Source organism: Pseudomonas sp. 8(2025) (genome assembly GCF_052665325.1).
Genome location: NZ_JBQOIE010000011.1, coordinates 221097 through 238309, shown reverse-complemented (window position 1 = coordinate 238309; position 17213 = coordinate 221097). Strand labels below are relative to the sequence as shown.

The window sequence follows — 17213 nt, the reverse complement described above, 5'->3', positions numbered from 1 at the left end:
CCCCCCATTCCCTGCCCGCCCCCCGCGGCCGCGCCGATGCCAGCGTGGCGCTGGTGAAGCTGGCGGTGGCACGTTCCGGCGACAAGGGCAACCACAGCAATATCGGGGTCATGGCGCGCCACCCCGACTACCTGCCGTGGATCGCCGAAGCCCTGACTCCCGAGGTGCTGGTGGACTGGATGGGCCATGTGCTGGACCCGGTGCATGGCCGGGTCCAGCGCTGGTACCTGCCGGGCACCCATAGCCTCAACTTCCTGCTGGAGAACGCCCTGGGCGGCGGCGGCGTCGCCAGCCTGCGCATCGACCCGCAAGGCAAGGCCTTCGCCCAGCAGTTGCTGGAAATCCAGATCCCGGTGCCGCAGAGCATCGCCGACGCCGTCAATTAAAGGAGCTGCCGTGGTGTACGACTCGATTTTCAAAGCGCAATTGTTCGCCGGCCAGACCATCATCGTCACCGGCGGCGGCAGCGGTATCGGCCGCTGCACTGCCCACGAACTGGCGGCCCTGGGGGCCCAGGTGCTGCTGGTGGGGCGCAAGGCGGAAAAACTGCAGAAGGTCGCCGGCGAAATTGCCGAGGACGGCGGCAAGGCCGACTGGCAGGCCTGCGACATCCGCGACGAGGAAGCGGTCAAGGCCCTGGTGGCTCGGCTGATGGAGCGCTTTGGTCCGATCCATGGCCTGGTGAACAATGCCGGCGGCCAGTACCCGGCGCCCCTGGCCTCGATCAACCAGAAGGGTTTCGAAACCGTGCTGCGCACCAATCTGGTGGGCGGTTTCCTCATGGCCCGGGAAGTGTTCAACCAGTCCATGAGCCGCCACGGCGGCAGCATCGTCAACATGCTCGCCGACATGTGGGGCGGCATGCCCGGCATGGGCCACTCCGGTGCGGCGCGCTCGGGAATGGACAATTTCACCAAGACCGCCGCCTACGAATGGGGGCACGCCGGGGTGCGGGTCAACGCGGTGGCGCCGGGCTGGATCGCTTCCAGCGGCATGGACACCTATGAAGGCGCGTTCAAGGCAGTGATCCCCACCCTGCGTGAACACGTGCCGCTCAAGCGCATCGGCAGCGAATCGGAAGTCAGCGCCGCCATCGTTTTCTTGCTCAGCCCCGGCGCGGCCTTCATCAGCGGCAGCACCCTGCGCATCGACGGCGCCGCCAGCCTGGGCAGCCGTGCCTGGCCCCTGGGCAAGGCACGCAACAGCGAGTCCTACAACGGCTTCCATCGCGCCTACCTGCCCGACGTACTCAAGGGCGAGGAATAAGCCATGCCGGTGATCCAGTCCCAACTCGACCCCCACGGCCCGCAGTTCGCACAAAACCGCGCAGCCATGCTGGCGGGCCTGCAACAGTTGCAGGAACTGCAACAGAACCTGCTGGCCAAAGCCGCCGAAGCCAAGGCCAAGTTCGACCGGCGCGGCCAACTGCTGCCCCGCGAACGCCTCAACCTGCTGCTGGACCCGGGCGCGCCGTTTCTCGAGCTGGCCAGCCTGGCCGGCTACAAGCTGCACGACGACAAGGACGGTACCCAGGCCGGCGGCGGCCTGATTGCCGGCATCGGCTATGTGTGCGGCGTGCGCATGCTGGTGGTGGCCAACAACTGCGCGATCAAGGGCGGGACCATCTCCCCCAGCGGCCTGAAGAAATCCCTGCGCCTGCAACAGATCGCCATGGAGAACAAACTGCCAGTGGTGACCCTGGCGCAAAGCGGTGGCGCCAACCTCAACTACGCTGCGGAAATCTTCGTCGAAGGTGCACGCAGCTTCGCCAATCAGGCGCGGATGTCGGCCATGGGCCTGCCGCAGATCACCGTGGTCCACGGCTCGGCCACCGCCGGCGGCGCCTACCAGCCCGGGCTCTCGGACTACGTGGTGGTGGTGCGTGGCGAGGCCAAGCTGTTTCTCGCCGGCCCGCCGCTGCTCAAGGCCGCCACCGGTGAAGTGGCCACCGATGAAGAACTGGGGGGCGCCGAGATGCACGCCCAGGTGGCCGGCACCGCCGAATACCTGGCGGAAAACGACGCCGACGGCATCCGCATCGTCCGCGAGATCGTCAGCCTGTTGCCGTGGAACACCCGACTGCCAGTGCAACCCGCCAGGACCTGGAACGAGCCGCTGTACCCCATCGACGAGTTGCTCGGGCTGATTCCCGACGATCCGAAGAAGCCCTACGACGCCCGGGAAATCATCGCCCGCCTGGCAGACGGCTCGCAGTTCCTGGAGTTCAAGGGCGAGTTCGATGCCCAGACCCTCTGCGGCCACTTGCAGATCCAGGGCCGGCCCTGCGGCTTTATCGGCAACAACGGCCCGATCACGCCCCAGGGCGCGAGCAAGGCCGCGCAATTCATCCAGCTCTGTGACCAGAGCCAGACCCCGCTGCTGTTCTTCCACAACACCACCGGCTTCATGGTGGGCACCGAATCCGAGCAGCAGGGGGTGATCAAGCACGGGGCGAAGATGATCCAGGCGGTGGCCAATGCCCGAGTGCCGAAGCTGACCATCGTGGTCGGTGGCTCCTACGGCGCCGGCAACTATGCGATGTGCGGCCGTGGCCTGGACCCGCGCTTCATCTTCGCCTGGCCCAACAGCCGCACCGCGGTGATGGGCGGCGCCCAGGCCGGCAAGGTGCTGCGCATCGTCACCGAGGCCAAGCATGCGAAGAACGGCCAGGAAGCCGACCCGAAGATGCTCGACATGCTGGAACAGGTCACCGCGCAGAAGCTCGACAGCCAGTCCACGGCGCTCTACGGCAGCGCCAACCTGTGGGACGACGGGCTGATCGACCCCCGCGATACCCGCACTCTGCTGGGCTACCTGCTGGACATCTGCCATGAGGCGCAGGTGCGCGAGCTGGCGCCCAACAGCTTTGGCGTGGCGCGGTTTTGATAGGACATTTCGCGGTCTGACCCCACTTGAGGAGAACAACAATGATCTTCACCCAGGAACACGAAGAACTGCGGCGCACGGTGCGCCAATTTGTAGACCGCGAGATCAACCCCCACGTCGAGGAATGGGAAAAGGCCGGGCGCTTTCCCATCCACGAGATTTTCCGCAAGGCCGGTGAACTGGGCCTGCTGGGCATCTCCAAGCCGGAAAAATTCGGCGGCATGGGCCTGGACTACAGCTACTCCATCGTCGCCGCCGAGGAGTTCGGCACCATCCATTGCGGTGGCATTCCCATGTCCATCGGCGTGCAGACCGACATGTGCACCCCGGCCCTGGCGCGCTTCGGCTCCGATGAACTGCGCGACGAGTTTCTGCGGCCGGCCATCACGGGCGAGCAGGTCGGCTGCATCGGCGTCTCCGAAGTCGGCGCCGGTTCCGATGTGGCCGGGCTCAAGACCCACGCCCGCAAGGACGGCGACGACTACGTGATCAACGGCAGCAAGATGTGGATTACCAACTCCCCCAGCGCCGACTTCATCTGCCTGCTGGCCAACACTTCGGACGACAAGCCCCACGTCAACAAGTCGCTGATCATGGTGCCGATGAACACCCCGGGCATCAGCCTCAGCTCGCATCTGGACAAGCTCGGCATGCGCAGCTCGGAAACCGCCCAGGTGTTCTTCGACAATGTGCGAGTGCCTCAACGCAACCGCATCGGCCACGAAGGCGCCGGTTTCATGATGCAGATGCTGCAGTTCCAGGAAGAACGGCTGTTCGGCGCGGCGAACATGATCAAGGGCCTGGAGTACTGCGTGGACAGCACCATCGAGTACTGCAAGGAGCGCAAGACCTTCGGCAGCCCGCTGATCGACAACCAGGTGATCCACTTCCGCCTGGCCGAGCTGTCCACCGAGATCGAATGCCTGCGGGCCCTGGTCTACCAGGCCACCGAACAGTATGTACGCGGCCAGGACGTGACCCGGCTGGCTTCCATGGCCAAGCTCAAGGCCGGGCGCCTGGGCCGCGAGGTCAGCGACAGTTGCCTGCAATACTGGGGCGGCATGGGCTTCATGTGGGACAACCCGGTGGCCCGGGCCTATCGCGATGTGCGCCTGGTGTCCATCGGCGGCGGTGCCGACGAGATCATGCTGGGGATCATCTGCAAGCTCATGGGCATCCTGCCGGGGAAAAAGAAATGAACCCGCTCCCTACCTGCCAGACCCTGCTGCTGGAGCCGCGCAACGGCGTACTGTTCATCAGCCTCAATCGCCCGCAAAACCGCAATGCCATGAGCCTGCAGATGGTCGCCGAACTGCGCACGGTGATGGCCGCGGTCCGTGACCGGCGCAGCATCCGTGCCCTGGTGCTGCGCGGCACCGGCGAGCACTTCTGTGCCGGTGGCGACCTCAAGGACATGGCCGGCGCCCGTGCCCATGGCAGCGCCGCCTACCGTGAACTGAACCGGGCCTTCGGCGCCCTGCTGGAAGAAGCGCAGCACCTGCCCCAGGTGCTGGTGTGTGTGCTGCAGGGCGCGGTGCTGGGGGGCGGTTTCGGCCTGGCCTGTGTCAGCGACATCGCCATCGCCGAGCACTCGGCCCAGTTCGGCATGCCGGAAACCAGCCTGGGCCTGCTGCCCGCGCAAATTGCCCCGTTCGTGGTGCAGCGCATCGGCCTGGCCCAGGCCCGGCGCCTGGCCCTGACCGCCGCCCGTTTCGATGGCGCCCAAGCCCTGGGCCTGGGCCTGGTGCACTTTGTCGAGAACGATGCCAAGGCCCTGCAGGAACGCCTGGAGCAGCAGCTTTCCCTGGTGCTGCGCTGCGCCCCGGGGGCCAACGCGGCGACCAAGGCCTTGCTCCTGGCGAGTGTCGACCAACCGCAGGGGCCATTGCTGGACCAGGCCGCCAACGACTTCGCCAATGCAGTCCTGGGTGAGGAAGGGGTCGAGGGCACCCTGGCCTTCGTGCAGAAACGCAAACCGGCCTGGGCCAACTGAGCCCTTGTAGGAGCCGGCTTGCCGGCGAACGCCCCCCACCGATTCCCGGGAGCCTGTATGCCCAATTTCAACAAGATCCTGATCGCCAACCGTGGCGAAATCGCCTGCCGCATCCAGCGTACCGCCCAGGCTCTGGGCTATCGCACCGTGGCCGTGTTCAGCGATGCCGATGCCGAGGCCCTGCATGTGCAACTGGCTGACGAAGCGGTGCACATCGGCCCGTCCGCGGTACAGCAGTCCTACCTCGACGGCGCCGCACTGCTGGAAGCGGCACGGCGCACCGGTGCCGACGCCATTCACCCGGGCTACGGCTTTCTTTCGGAAAATGCCGAGTTCGCCGCCGCCTGTGAAAGCGCCGGCCTGGTGTTCATCGGCCCCAGCGCTGCCGCCATCGAGCTGATGGGCAGCAAGCGTCGCTCGAAGATCGCCATGCTCGAAGCCGGCGTGCCGTGCATCCAGGGCTATCAGGGGGCGGAACAGGACGACGCCACCTTGCAGCGCGAAGCCCAGCGCATCGGCTATCCGCTGATGATCAAGGCCAGCGCCGGCGGTGGCGGGCGTGGCATGCGCCTGGTACACCAGGCCGGCCAGTTGCTGGAACAGATCCGCACGGCCCGCTCCGAAGCCCTGCACGCCTTCGGCAGCGACGAACTGATCCTGGAGCAGGCGCTGATCGAGCCGCGGCACGTGGAGGTGCAGCTGTTCGGCGACCAGCATGGCCAGTTGATCTATCTGGGTGAGCGGGATTGCTCGATCCAGCGCCGCCATCAGAAGGTCATCGAAGAGGCGCCCTGCCCGGTCATGACCCCGGAGCTGCGCCAGGCCATGGGCGAGGCAGCGCTCAAGGCCGGGCGGGCGGTGAACTATGTGGGCGCCGGTACCGTGGAGTTCCTCCTGGATGCGAGCGGGCAGTTCTATTTCCTGGAAATGAATACCCGGCTGCAGGTGGAGCACCCGGTCACCGAACTGGTAACGGGCCTGGACCTGGTGGCCCTGCAACTGCAAGTGGCGGCCGGCGAGCCGCTGCCCCTGGGCCAGGAGCAGGTGCGCCTCGACGGCCACGCCATTGAAGTGCGGCTGTATGCCGAGGACCCGGCACAGAACTTCCTGCCGCAGACCGGCCAGATCCTGCGCTGGGAGCCGGCACCGGGGATCCGCACCGACCATGGCTTGCAGGAAGGCCAATGGATCAGCCCGTTCTACGACCCGATGCTGGGCAAGCTGATCGCCCACGGTGCTACCCGCGAAGAGGCGCGGCGCAAGCTGCTGCGTGGCGTCGAGGATTGCGTGCTGCTGGGGCTGGAAAGCAACCGCCGGCTGCTGGCCAACCTGCTGCGCCACCCGGTGTTCGCCAGCGGCCACTTCAGCACCGCCTTCATTGCCGAGCATTTTGCCCAGGACCCGAGCCTGCAACCCCAGGAGCCCACTGCCGAGGAACTGGCCATCGCCGCTGCGCTGTTCCACCACCACAGCGCCAGCGCCCATGGCCCGGCGCTCAATGCCTGGAGCAACAACGCCGGGGTGCCCCTGGACTACCGGCTCGGGGTGCAGGACCGGCAATGGTCGCTGCACTTGAACGCACTGCCCTCGGGCGCTGTGCAGGTGCGCCAGGGCGATGGGCTGCTGGAGCTCAAGGTGCGCAGCGCCGATGGCCGGCGGGCCAGCCTGGAGATCAACGGCATTCGCCGCCCGTGCGCCTATCGGCTGGAGGGCGGGGAGCTGTGGCTGAGCAACGCCAAGGGCAGCCTGCACCTGGTGGATCGTACCCATGCCCCGGCCCAGGGCCAGAACACTGCCTCCAGCGGTACGCTCAAGGCGCCCATGGACGGGGCGATCGTCGATGTACTGGTCAGTGAGGGCATGCACGTAAGCAAGGGCCAATTGCTGCTGGTGCTGGAGGCGATGAAGATGGAGCACCCGCTCAAGGCCGGGATCGAGGGGGTGATCACCCGGGTCCAGGTCAACCTCGGGGACCAGGTGAAAAACCGCCAGGTACTGGTGGAGGTGGAGTAGCCCGGGCACCTTCCAGCAGATCCAGGCAGACGGGGCATCGGTCGGGACGATGCCCCCTCGATGCGCTCAAGCAGTCGTCCCCCTAGGCGGATGCCTCGGCTTTGGCTACGCTCAAGCCTCTTCAGGATGTTTCAAGGCTGGAATTCGTGATGCCCCACTGGCTGGTAATAGATCTGGAAGCCACGACGGATGAAGGGGGCTGGCCGGTGAGCGAGATGGAAATCATTGAGATCGGCGCCACCCTGGTCAACCGTCAGGGCCGGGAACAGGACCACTTCCAGCGTTTCGTCCGCCCCTTGCGGCGCCCCATGCTGACGCCGTTCTGCCGCGAACTGACCCACATCACCCAGGCCAATATCGACAGCGCCGCGCCCCTGAGCGAGGTCTGGGGCCTGTTCGAGCGCTGGCTCGGCCAGCATCAGCCGCGTCTGGAAGGCTGGGCCAGCTGGGGCGACTACGACCGCAAGCAGTTGCAGCTGGAATGGCACAACCAACAGCTGCACAGCCTGCTCAATGAGGTGCCGCACATGAACCTCAAGCAGCGCTTCGCCAAGGCCCGGCGCCTGGAGCGGCCCCTGGGGCTCAATGCAGCCCTGCAACTGGCCGGCATGCAGTTCACCGGCCAGCAGCATCGGGCCCTGGAAGATGCGCGCAATACAGCACGCTTATTACCGCTGATTCTTCCTTGACGGCGGCAGGTGACGGCCCTGAAGGCCTTGTGCATACTGGCCGCCCTTTTTGACCCTTTCTTGAGGAATCGCCCATGTTTAAAGTCAACGAGTACTTCGACGGCACCGTCAAGTCGATTGCCTTCGGCACGGCCGAAGGCCCAGCCACCATTGGCGTCATGGCCCCGGGCGAATACGAGTTCGGCACCGCACAACGGGAAATCATGCACGTGGTCTCCGGCGCCCTGACCGTGCGCCTGCCAGACAGCGCAGACTGGGAAACCTTCCCGGCCGGTAGCCAGTTCAACGTTCCGGCCAACAGCAAGTTCCAGCTCAAAGTCGCGGTGGACACCGCCTACCTGTGCGAATACCGCGGCTGATCGAGCATCGCGGCGTTACCCAGGAATAAAAAATGCCCGTCTCCCAGGAGACGGGCATTTTTCGAGGTGGCACCGGTTATTCGATGACCGTCACCGCCATCCCTACCTGCAAGCGACCGTTGCCATCATTGACCAGGTTCTGGCCGAACATCGCCCCATCGGCCTGGGCCCGGTACTTCTGCAAGGTGGCCAGCGGTTCGCGGTCGGCACTGCGCTCGCCGGTCTGCGGATCGATGGTGGTGAGAATGCAGCGCGAGCATGGCTTGACCACACGGAACTCGACATCGCCGATACGCACGCGTTTCCAGTCGTCCTCGGCAAAGGCCGCACTGCCCTCGACCACCAGGTTCGGTCGGAACCGCAGCATCTCCAGGGGCCGGCCCACGCGAGCGACCAGGTCATCCAGGGAGGCCTGGCCAATCAGCAGCAGGGGAAAACCATCGGCGAAGGCCACCTGGTCATCGTCCCTGCCATAACCGGCGGCGGTGCTCCGTGCCCGCTGCGCAGGAACCTGCACCAGGCGGCTGGGCTTGCCGATGAATTCGCTGACCCAGGCCGCGGCTTCGTCCCCCGCATCGGGAACCCGCAAGGTGTCCTGCCAGATGGTCACGCCGCGCAACGGTGCATCCGCACCCGGCAGCGCTACTTCAAGGGTGGAGTGGCCTGGGGCGCTCAGGGTCAGGCCACCCTGGTCATTCCACAAGGCCGACAGCTGACTCATCCGCGCTACGGCGCGCTGGGTCAGGAAACGCCCGCTGGCCTCATCCACCAACATCCAGCGGCGATCCCCTTGCAGCCCGAGCTTGTCCAGGCCGATCTGTTGCAGGGTTTCGCCCCTGGCGGATTTCAACGGGTATCGGTAAAGCGCGCTAAGACGCATGTCCAGCTCCCTGTATGGGCAAAAGCGCTCACCCTATACCAGCATTTAGCCGAAACAAAGGAGCGTCGGCGCAGGGCCCGTGTCAGGCGTCGGCTTCGTCCAGCATCAGCCGTTGGCGGACCACGTCCACCAGCTTGTCCGGCTGGAACTTGGACAGGAAGTTGTCGCAACCGACCTTCTTCACCATCGATTCGTTGAAGCTGCCGGACAAGGAGGTGTGCAGCACCACATAAAGCCCGCGCAGACGCGGATCGTTGCGGATCTCGGTGGTCAGGCGGTAGCCGTCCATTTCCGGCATTTCCGCATCGGTGAACACCATCAGCAGCTTGTCGGTCATCACCACGTCGGTGTCGGCCCAGGCCTTGAGCATGTTCAGGGCCTTGAGGCCATCACTGGCGATGTGCATCTTGACCCCGAGCTGGCCGAGGGTGTCGCGCAATTGCGAGAGGGCCACGTTGGAGTCGTCCACCAGCAGCACTTCGCGGCCACGGGCACGCTCCAGCACCGGATCTTCCAGCTTGTCCCGGGAAACCTTGGCGTTGTAGGGCACGATTTCCGCCAGGACCTTTTCCACGTCGATGATTTCCACCAACTGGTCATCGACCTTGCTGATGGCGGTCAGGTAATGCTGGCGCCCGGCGCTGGTGGGCGGAGGCATGATGGCTTCCCAGTTCATGTTGACGATGCGGTCCACGCCACCGACCAGGAACGCCTGCACCGAGCGGTTGTACTCGGTAACGATGATGGTGCTGTTGGGGCCCGGGACCAGCGGGCGCATGCCGATGGCCTGGGACAGATCGATGACCGGCAGGGTCTGCCCGCGCAGATTGACCACCCCACAGACAAAGGGATGGCGCTGAGGCATAAGCGTCAGCTTCGGCAGTTGCAGCACTTCCTGGACCTTGAACACGTTGATCGCGAACAGTTGCCGGCCGGCCAGGCGGAACATGAGGATTTCCAGGCGATTCTCACCCACCAGTTGCGTGCGTTGATCTACCGTGTCGAGAATGCCGGCCATTAATGACTCCTGGGCTTGTTCTGATGAATTCACTAAAGACAGATATCGGCCGGGTCTGCCGTATCTTGACCCGCATGCAAATTGCCACACAAAGCCGTTGATGTCACATTAACATCATGCTTTACTGGCGCGGTCAATTCAGCACCACCCTCTGCGCCGGCCAGACCTCTATTTCGGTGCAAGGTTCCCGTGCCTAGGGGAATCCCCTATCAACAATCAGGACCAGCCTGATATTCGCGATATCCAATAGCCATTAATGTGACGCCATTCTCATTGCATGAACGGAGTCAGGCTTTTGTTTTTGATCGCAGAAAGGTGGCTTGGCCCCCTTTCAAGCCCCACTACCCTCGCTCATCCTGCCCCAGCGCGCTTGCGCCGCCTTGCTGTGGCCGGCATGCGCGCACGGACCGGGTTCGAGGCCACTCGACTCGCTCGGCAGGCTGCGACCGCAGGCAAGCATTCAGCTATAACGTCAATCCAGCTGCACCTATCGCGTCCAACTTGCAAACCGTTCAGCCAACGCCCTATCAAGCCATCGGACACGCAGTCATGGAGATAAGCATGCTAAAGGACGGCCACGAGTGCGCCACACCGCTGCCCGAGTTCCTGCTTGAAGCCCAGGCCCTGCTGGCCAGATCGGAAGACTGCCTGAGCCACCTGCACCTGATCAGAAACGATGAAGAAGCCATCAACTGCCTGCTCGCCAGCCTGCTGAGCCTGGCCCAGGCCGCGGCCCGCCACGCAGTCAGCCCGCTGGCCGAATTCTCCCTGCATATTCATGGCGTGCTCAAGCGCACCCCCCATCCCCTGGACCTCAACGATCCGATCCTCGACGCCTTGAAGAGCTGCCTGACGCTGATGGCCTGGCAACTGGAACTGATCGACCCGCGCAACGGCCAGCTCAATCTGGACGACAGCGAACAAGTCATGCTGATCGAAGAACTGACAGAGCAAGTGGGACAAAACTGTAACTGCACATATCCATCTTGCAGCCACTGAAGTTGTATTTATCCGGCGGGGCAGCGGATAAAACTCTCGCCAATCACCGCCCTACTGCACAACATCGACAAAATATCGGGCCAACTGCCAAGCATCCGGTCGTTATTGATTAATTCATACCCAAGAGCGACATCAATCACTCCATAAAGCCAACTAGCAAGGTCACCGGGACTTGCTGTTCAACGCGCTGTGCATGCGGGCAAACCCGCTCCCCAGCACACTTTGCGCGATGTTCGGGCGCAGGTGGCGCCAATGGTACCGACGTACCGCTACCCTCCAGTTCCTGACTCTGAAGTCCTATATGACTGAGCGTATAAACGCGACCGACGGTATCTTCGGTGGTATTATGCGGCGCATAAACGGACACAGTTAATGGCACATTGATTCCAATGGCGGCAGTTACTACTCAGCCTGTACAACACGAACAGACAGCGTTGATTGAAACCGGGTATTCAAAGAGCACCGTTTCCCAAACAAGCCTCGTCATCCATACTTGACCGGGCTCTTCGCAGCGAACATCCATTGGCTCCATCCGCTATGTACGCCAGCCTCAAGTCATTCTTCTCTTGGCCCCCCTCCCGTGATCACCTGCGCTGGCTCAGCCTGTTGCTGTGCTCCTGCTCGACCCTGGCCAGTGTGCTGGTCTACTGGCTGGGCCGGCCTCTGCCTCTGGGGTTGCTGGTCATCAACGTGGCGGCGCTGGCCTGCATCTGGATGCAATACGGTTATTCGCGCAAATCCATCCGCTTCCAGCCCCAGGAACTCGCCGAGCGCCTGCTGGAGGTCAAGGAAAACGAACGGCACCGTCTGAGCCGTGAACTGCATGACGACATCGGCCAACTGCTGACCGCCGCCAAGCTGCAGACCGACTGGCTCAAGCGCCGCCTGCCGGACGAGCTGCAAGAACATTGCGCGGTGCTGGGCACCACCCTGGAAGAGACCCTGGCCAAGGTGCGGGACGTCTCCGCCATCCTCAACCCGCGGCAACTGGCCAGCCTCGGGCTGGAAGCCAGCCTGCGCGCCCACCTGCTCAAGACCCTGGAAAACACCTCGGTGCACTGGAGCCTGGAGTGCCACCAGCGCCTGGCGGGCATTCCCGAGGAAATGGCCGTCGCAGCGTTTCGCATCACCCAGGAAGCAGTGACCAACATCCTGCGCCACGCCCAGGCGAAAAACCTGCTGGTACGCCTGCAACGACTGCCCGAAGGCCTGTCGCTGTTCATCAGCGATGATGGCCAGGGTTTCGCCCCGGCCAGCGACCCGGGCGCCCAGGGCCAGCGGGGCATGGCCGGAATGCAGGAACGAATCAGTCAGTTGGGCGGCCTGTTGAAGGTCACCAGCGAGGCCGACCAAGGCACACAGATCGAAGCACTCTTTCCCTGGGCCCCTCGCACTCTGGAGCGGGCCAGCACGAATAAGGTTTTACATTGACCTGTAATTTACTCTTGGTGGATGACCACTCGCTCATCAGGGCTGGCGTGCGTGCCCTGGTCATGGACATTCCCGGATACGCGGTGATCGGTGAAGCGGATGACGGCTCGTTCCTGCTGGAAATGGTCGAAAGGCTGCATCCGGACATCATCCTGCTGGACCTGTCGATGAAACACACCGGCGGCCTCGACGCCCTGCGCCGGCTCAAGGCGCTCCACCCGCAGAGCAAGGTGCTGATCCTGTCGATGCACACCGACCCGGCCCTGATCATGCAGGCCCTGGAATGCGGCGCCCACGGCTACCTGCTCAAGGACACCACCGCCACAGAACTCGAGCATGCCCTCCAGGCCCTGCGCAACAATGAACGCTACCTGAGCCCGGCCATCGCCCACACGGTGATCAACCAGGCCCTGACCCGGGCTCAGAAGCAACCTCCGCCACCGGAGCAGAACCACAACCTGACGGCCCGCCAGCTGGAAATCCTGCGGCTGATCGTGCGCGGCAAATCCACCCGGGAGATCGCCCTGGGCCTGGGCCTGAGCATCAAGACCGTGGAAACCCACCGCTCGCAGATCATGAAGCGCCTGCAGATCTTCGACGTTGCCGGGCTGGTGCTGTTCGCCGTGCGCGAACGCATCATCAGCCTCGACGACTGACTCAGCGGGCGCCTCCCAGCAGCGGCGAATCCTCGGGCAGATGCACCCGCAACGCGCCAGGACGGGCGGTGAAACGCAAGGTATCGCCCTGCAGCGGCTCGCCGTCGAGGTTGATGTCCAGGCCTCGGGACGCCTTGATCTCGACCCAGGGCAGGCGTGCCCGGACAAACAGATTGTCGATCCCCAACCCGCCCGCCAGCAGGTTCTTCAGCGTGCCGACCAGTTCCTGGGGCGCCGGCAGGATGCTGATATCCAGCAAGCCATCATCGGCCAGGGCCCCCGGGCACAACTCGTGCCCGCCGCCCGCTTGACGGCCGTTGCCGATGCCCAGGGCCAGAAGTTCGCCATGCCAGTGGAAACCCGGCCCCTGCAACTCGCCATAGGCCGCGCTCAGCTCGGCAAAACGTGACAGACCGGTGAACAGGTAGGCCGCGCCCCCCAGGACCTTCTTCAAATCCTCCGAGGTGTTGGCGGTGACCTGGCTGCCAAAGCCGCCCGTGGCCATGTTGAGGAACATCTGCCCGCCGACCTCCCCCAGGTCGATCGCCCGCGCCGGCACATCCAGCAGGTCCAGGGCCGCCGCCGGGGTCAGCGGCACGCCGGCAGCCCGGGCAAAGTCGTTGGCCGTGCCCAGCGGCAACAGCACCAGGCTGGCCGGGGCGTCGGCATTGGCCAGGGCTTCGGCGATGTCCCGCAGGGTACCGTCGCCACCGCCGGCAATCAGCCGGGTATGGCCGGCAGCCAACGCCTCCTGCACCAGGCGCTGGGCATCCCCCGCCTCCCAGGTCAGGCGCACCTGCAAGTCCCAGCCGGCGGCGCGCCGGGCCTCGACGGCCGCGCGCACCTCCTCGTTGAGGGCCTGTTTGCCGTGCAGTATCAACAATGCCTTGCGCTCACTCATCAGCCCTGACTCCGGTTATGGATTCCATGAAGGATGTTGACCCTGCCGCCCGCCGAAAAAGTCTGTCGTCGGAATTTATTTTTTTGCCGGAAGCAGTCTGGCCATGGCCCCCCCGGCAATCCGGCAGCTTAGCCGCAGGGAGGCAAGGATTCGTCCGGCACGGTTCGGCTTTCAATTAGCGGGTCGCTGTTTCATGAGCTTTACTGACCCCTGTCGTTTAGATGAGGAAGTGCAGGTCATCACCTTGACCGGCGCCGGGGGCCCCACCTGAATATGCAGAGGGCCCGGTTTTCCCACTTGAATGCCGACCACGCCTGGGGATGAAGGGACGTGGCTTTTTTCGGTGCCGGGACCAGACGACGGGAAGTCGCAAACATTGCGAACTTCCTCGCGATCTCTCCAGTCAACCGGTGTGCCTTAGGTCGAGGGAATTGATCTTATGCGGTTGCAACCTGTAGACAGCCTGTTACTGACTCGCCCCAGCATGGTCGAGTACTTCCTGTTCGGCATCCGTGTGGTTCATGGGCTGACTGCAATCCTTCCCGGGCTGTTGCTGATCCTGCTGTCCAACAACAGCCAGGAAGCCTTGAAAAGCGACCTGACCCTGCTGGTGTTCTTCGCCCTCATCAGCGTGCTGATCTTCCAGGCCCTGGGGGTGTACGCCGAATCCATCTTCAGCAACCAGCTGCGCTTCCAGCTGACCCTCTTCGCCTGGGCCTCGTCCTTTTGCGTGCTGCTGTTCATGCATCACTCGATGCAGATGTTCAACACCATCGGCAACCCCGAGCTGTTCGGCTGGTTTGCCGGCAGCTTCGTGCTGTTCGGCATCGAGCGCCTGGTGCTGCTGACCCTGTTCCAGCAGTTGATGCAGCGCGGCGTGTTCCTGCAGAACGCGGTGATTCTCGGCGCCACGGAAAACGGCCAGCGCCTGGCCGAATACCTGGCCCAGCATCAGGACATCCGCTCCGGAGTGACCGGTTTCATCGACGACCGCATCGGCCGCCTGCCCAAGACCCTGTGCAACCTGCCGCTGCTGGGCAACTCCAGCGACCTGGAACGGCTGATCCGCGAGGAAAAGGTTACCCAGGTCCTGGTGGCGCTGCCCTGGTCGGCGGAAAACCGCATGGCCTATGTCATCCGCGAGCTGCGAAGGCTGCCGGTGAATGTGCTGCTGGTGCCCGACATGGTGGCCTTCCGGCACGCCCACAACCGCATCACCGAAGTCGCCAACCTGCCGATGTTCAACGCCTCCGAAGTGCCGTTGCGGGGCTGGTCGCCGTTCTTCAAGCGCCTGGAAGACATGGTGCTGTCGAGCATCGCCCTGGTGCTGCTGTCGCCGGTGATGCTGCTGGTGGCACTGGCGATCAAGCTGGACTCCAGCGGCCCGGTGCTGTTCAAGCAGAAGCGCTACGGCTACAACAACCGGCTGATCGAGGTCTACAAGTTCCGCTCGATGCACCAGCACATGGCCGACGCCCATGCCGAAAAGCAGACCACCCGGGGCGACCCGCGCATCACCCGGGTCGGGCGCTTCATTCGCAAGACCAGCCTCGATGAACTACCCCAGCTGTTCAATGTGTTCGGCGGCAGCATGTCCATGGTCGGGCCGCGCCCCCATGCCACCGCGACCAAGGCCGCCGGCATTCTCTTCGAAGAGGCGGTCAAGGAGTACACCTCGCGCCACCGGGTCAAGCCGGGGATCACCGGCCTGGCGCAGATCAACGGCTATCGGGGCGAAACCGATACCCTGGAAAAAATCGAGAAACGTGTCGAGTTCGACCTGGAATACATTGAAAACTGGTCGGTCTGGTTCGACCTGTACATCCTCTTCCGCACTGTTCCGTCCGTGATCATGACCCGCGAGGCCTTCTGAATGAGCACACTCATTCCCTGCATCATTGCTGGCGGCGCCGGCACCCGCCTGTGGCCGGTATCCCGCGAGGCGATGCCCAAGCCCTTCATGCGCCTGCCAGACGGCGAAAGCCTGCTGCAGAAAACCTTCGTGCGCGCCACCGCGCTCAAGGACGTCGGCCGCCTGTTGACGGTGACCAACCGCGAGGTGTTCTTTCGCACCCTCGACGACTATCGCCTGCTGAACAAGGCCAGGGTGGAGCTGGACTTCATCCTTGAGCCGTTCGGGCGCAACACCGCACCGGCCATCGCTGCCGCCGCCCTGCACGTGAGCCGCCTGTATGGCGATGATGCACAGCTGCTGGTGCTGCCCGCCGACCACCTGATCAAGGATGTGCAGGCTTTCGCCAACGCCGTGGACAGCGCCCGGCAATTGGCCGAGCAAGGCTGGCTGGTGACTTTCGGCCTGGTGCCCACCCATGCCGAGACCGGCTTTGGCTATATCGAGAAAGGCCAGGGCCTGAACAAGGACAGCTTCCAGGTCAGCCGCTTCGTCGAGAAACCCGACGCCGCCACCGCCCAGCGTTATGTCGATGGCGGCCTGCATCTGTGGAACGGCGGGATGTTCTGCATGCGTGCCGACGTGATCCTGCAGGAACTGCGCGAGTTCGTGCCCGAGGTGGTCAGCGCCGTCGAACACTGCCTGGAGCAGAGCCACCGCAAGGAGGGCAAGCACGAACTGCAAGTGGAGCTGGATGGCGACAGCTTTGCCCAGGCCCCGGACATCTCCATCGACTACGCGGTGATGGAGCGCTCGAAGAAAGTCGCCGTGGTGCCCTGCCAGCTGGGCTGGAGCGACATCGGCTCCTGGCAGGCAGTGCGCGAGCTGACCCCGGCGGACGAACATGGCAACCAGTGCAACGGCGAGACCGTGCTGCACGATGTCAGCAACTGCTATATCGACTCGCGCAAGCGCCTGGTGGGCGGGGTCGGGCTCAACAACCTGATCATCATCGACACTCCGGACGCCCTGCTGGTGGCCGACGGCAACCGCAGCCAGGACGTCAAGCTGATCGCCCAGGAACTCAAGCGCCTGGGCCACGACGCCTACAAGCTGCACCGCACCGTGACCCGTCCCTGGGGCACCTACACCGTGCTCGAGGAAGGGCCGCGCTTCAAGATCAAACGCATCATGGTCAAGCCCAATGCCTCGCTGTCGCTGCAGATGCACCACCACCGCAGCGAACACTGGATCGTGGTCAGCGGCATGGCCCTGGTCACCAATGGCGAGGACGAATTCCTGCTCAATACCAATGAGTCGACCTTCATCAAGCCCGGCCGCACTCACCGCCTGGTCAATCCCGGGGTGATCGACCTGGTGATGATCGAAGTACAGAGCGGTGAGTACCTCGGCGAAGACGACATTGTGCGCTTCAACGACATTTACGGGCGGGCTCCCGCCGAAGCCGCCAAGACCTGAACTGACGCTCCAAGCAGCAATCTGGCCCGACAGGGAGTTGTGACTATGCACGCCAGG

At 64.0% G+C, this 17213-nt stretch carries 16 protein-coding genes; 13 read left to right on the top strand and 3 right to left on the bottom strand.

Going from position 1 to position 17213, the window contains the following annotated elements; genetic code table 11:
- From ACUXVH_RS21555 to ppnP, 8 genes are all read left to right on the top strand, one after another.
- Nucleotides 1-386: AtuA-related protein (locus ACUXVH_RS21555; protein WP_419957111.1), on the top strand; the 386-nt coding region annotated here is incomplete at its 5' end.
- A gap of 10 nt (nucleotides 387-396) precedes the next feature.
- Nucleotides 397-1266, top strand: coding sequence for an SDR family oxidoreductase (locus ACUXVH_RS21550; protein ID WP_019095082.1), 870 nt, complete (start codon nucleotides 397-399; stop codon nucleotides 1264-1266).
- Between the two features lie 3 nt (nucleotides 1267-1269).
- On the top strand, nucleotides 1270-2886 hold the full coding sequence (gene atuC, locus ACUXVH_RS21545) for a geranyl-CoA carboxylase subunit beta (protein WP_011062471.1): 1617 nt from the start codon (nucleotides 1270-1272) through the stop codon (nucleotides 2884-2886).
- Nucleotides 2887-2927: 41 nt separating this feature from the next.
- On the top strand, nucleotides 2928-4085 hold the full coding sequence (gene atuD, locus ACUXVH_RS21540; RefSeq protein WP_011062472.1) for a citronellyl-CoA dehydrogenase: 1158 nt from the start codon (nucleotides 2928-2930) through the stop codon (nucleotides 4083-4085).
- A complete protein-coding gene (locus ACUXVH_RS21535) occupies nucleotides 4082-4879 on the top strand; it encodes an enoyl-CoA hydratase/isomerase family protein (protein WP_041119338.1) in 798 nt (265 codons plus the stop codon). The genes atuD and ACUXVH_RS21535 overlap by 4 nt, the downstream gene beginning before the upstream one ends.
- 57 nt (nucleotides 4880-4936) lie before the next feature.
- The gene (locus tag ACUXVH_RS21530; protein WP_445495856.1) at nucleotides 4937-6892 is read left to right on the top strand and encodes an acetyl/propionyl/methylcrotonyl-CoA carboxylase subunit alpha; all 1956 of its coding nucleotides are present in this window, start codon (nucleotides 4937-4939) and stop codon (nucleotides 6890-6892) included.
- 149 nt (nucleotides 6893-7041) lie between these two features.
- Nucleotides 7042-7581, top strand: a complete 540-nt coding sequence (locus tag ACUXVH_RS21525; protein WP_011062475.1) for an exonuclease domain-containing protein — start codon at nucleotides 7042-7044, stop codon at nucleotides 7579-7581.
- A 74-nt stretch (nucleotides 7582-7655) separates the two neighbouring features.
- The gene (ppnP, locus tag ACUXVH_RS21520) at nucleotides 7656-7940 is read left to right on the top strand and encodes a pyrimidine/purine nucleoside phosphorylase (protein WP_011062476.1); all 285 of its coding nucleotides are present in this window, start codon (nucleotides 7656-7658) and stop codon (nucleotides 7938-7940) included.
- Nucleotides 7941-8016: 76 nt separating this feature from the next.
- Here the strand turns inward: ppnP and ACUXVH_RS21515 are convergent, their stop codons facing one another.
- Together ACUXVH_RS21515 and ACUXVH_RS21510 are read right to left on the bottom strand one after the other, a co-directional pair.
- Nucleotides 8017-8820 carry an MOSC domain-containing protein gene (locus ACUXVH_RS21515; protein ID WP_011062477.1) on the bottom strand — a complete coding sequence of 268 codons (804 nt, stop codon included), beginning with the start codon at nucleotides 8818-8820 and terminating at the stop codon, nucleotides 8017-8019.
- Between the two features lie 82 nt (nucleotides 8821-8902).
- Nucleotides 8903-9838, bottom strand: coding sequence for a chemotaxis protein CheV (locus ACUXVH_RS21510; RefSeq protein ID WP_011062478.1), 936 nt, complete (start codon nucleotides 9836-9838; stop codon nucleotides 8903-8905).
- A 561-nt stretch (nucleotides 9839-10399) separates the two neighbouring features.
- Between ACUXVH_RS21510 and ACUXVH_RS21505 the strand changes: the two genes are divergently transcribed.
- From ACUXVH_RS21505 to ACUXVH_RS21495, 3 genes are all read left to right on the top strand, one after another.
- Nucleotides 10400-10837: a hypothetical protein gene (locus ACUXVH_RS21505; RefSeq protein WP_015636500.1), complete on the top strand. Its 438-nt coding sequence runs from the start codon at nucleotides 10400-10402 to the stop codon at nucleotides 10835-10837.
- Nucleotides 10838-11374: 537 nt separating this feature from the next.
- Nucleotides 11375-12268, top strand: a complete 894-nt coding sequence (locus ACUXVH_RS21500) for a sensor histidine kinase (protein ID WP_011062480.1) — start codon at nucleotides 11375-11377, stop codon at nucleotides 12266-12268.
- A complete protein-coding gene (locus ACUXVH_RS21495) occupies nucleotides 12265-12924 on the top strand; it encodes a response regulator (RefSeq protein WP_011062481.1) in 660 nt (219 codons plus the stop codon). The genes ACUXVH_RS21500 and ACUXVH_RS21495 overlap by 4 nt, the downstream gene beginning before the upstream one ends.
- Nucleotide 12925: 1 nt before the next feature.
- Here ACUXVH_RS21495 and yegS read toward each other — a convergent pair whose 3' ends face one another.
- Nucleotides 12926-13825: a lipid kinase YegS gene (yegS, locus tag ACUXVH_RS21490; RefSeq protein WP_011062482.1), complete on the bottom strand. Its 900-nt coding sequence runs from the start codon at nucleotides 13823-13825 to the stop codon at nucleotides 12926-12928.
- A 439-nt stretch (nucleotides 13826-14264) separates the two neighbouring features.
- On the opposite strand from yegS, the gene ACUXVH_RS21485 reads away from it, so the two are divergent.
- On the top strand, nucleotides 14265-15698 hold the full coding sequence (locus ACUXVH_RS21485) for an undecaprenyl-phosphate glucose phosphotransferase (RefSeq protein ID WP_011062483.1): 1434 nt from the start codon (nucleotides 14265-14267) through the stop codon (nucleotides 15696-15698).
- Nucleotides 15699-17156, top strand: coding sequence for a mannose-1-phosphate guanylyltransferase/mannose-6-phosphate isomerase (locus ACUXVH_RS21480; RefSeq protein WP_011062484.1), 1458 nt, complete (start codon nucleotides 15699-15701; stop codon nucleotides 17154-17156).
- Nucleotides 17157-17213 lie beyond the last annotated feature (57 nt).

What these genes read in the sequence shown, in the direction of transcription:
- atuC (WP_011062471.1), top strand. Translation starts at nt 1,270, where the DNA reads ATGCCGGTGATCCAGTCCCAACTCGACCCCCACGGCCCGCAGTTCGCA.
- atuD (WP_011062472.1), top strand. Translation starts at nt 2,928, where the DNA reads ATGATCTTCACCCAGGAACACGAAGAACTGCGGCGCACGGTGCGCCAA.
- ACUXVH_RS21535 (WP_041119338.1), top strand. Translation starts at nt 4,082, where the DNA reads ATGAACCCGCTCCCTACCTGCCAGACCCTGCTGCTGGAGCCGCGCAAC.
- ACUXVH_RS21530 (WP_445495856.1), top strand. Translation starts at nt 4,937, where the DNA reads ATGCCCAATTTCAACAAGATCCTGATCGCCAACCGTGGCGAAATCGCC.
- ACUXVH_RS21525 (WP_011062475.1), top strand. Translation starts at nt 7,042, where the DNA reads ATGCCCCACTGGCTGGTAATAGATCTGGAAGCCACGACGGATGAAGGG.
- ppnP (WP_011062476.1), top strand. Translation starts at nt 7,656, where the DNA reads ATGTTTAAAGTCAACGAGTACTTCGACGGCACCGTCAAGTCGATTGCC.
- ACUXVH_RS21515 (WP_011062477.1), bottom strand. Translation starts at nt 8,820, where the DNA reads ATGCGTCTTAGCGCGCTTTACCGATACCCGTTGAAATCCGCCAGGGGC.
- ACUXVH_RS21510 (WP_011062478.1), bottom strand. Translation starts at nt 9,838, where the DNA reads ATGGCCGGCATTCTCGACACGGTAGATCAACGCACGCAACTGGTGGGT.
- ACUXVH_RS21505 (WP_015636500.1), top strand. Translation starts at nt 10,400, where the DNA reads ATGCTAAAGGACGGCCACGAGTGCGCCACACCGCTGCCCGAGTTCCTG.
- ACUXVH_RS21500 (WP_011062480.1), top strand. Translation starts at nt 11,375, where the DNA reads ATGTACGCCAGCCTCAAGTCATTCTTCTCTTGGCCCCCCTCCCGTGAT.
- yegS (WP_011062482.1), bottom strand. Translation starts at nt 13,825, where the DNA reads ATGAGTGAGCGCAAGGCATTGTTGATACTGCACGGCAAACAGGCCCTC.
- ACUXVH_RS21485 (WP_011062483.1), top strand. Translation starts at nt 14,265, where the DNA reads ATGCGGTTGCAACCTGTAGACAGCCTGTTACTGACTCGCCCCAGCATG.
- ACUXVH_RS21480 (WP_011062484.1), top strand. Translation starts at nt 15,699, where the DNA reads ATGAGCACACTCATTCCCTGCATCATTGCTGGCGGCGCCGGCACCCGC.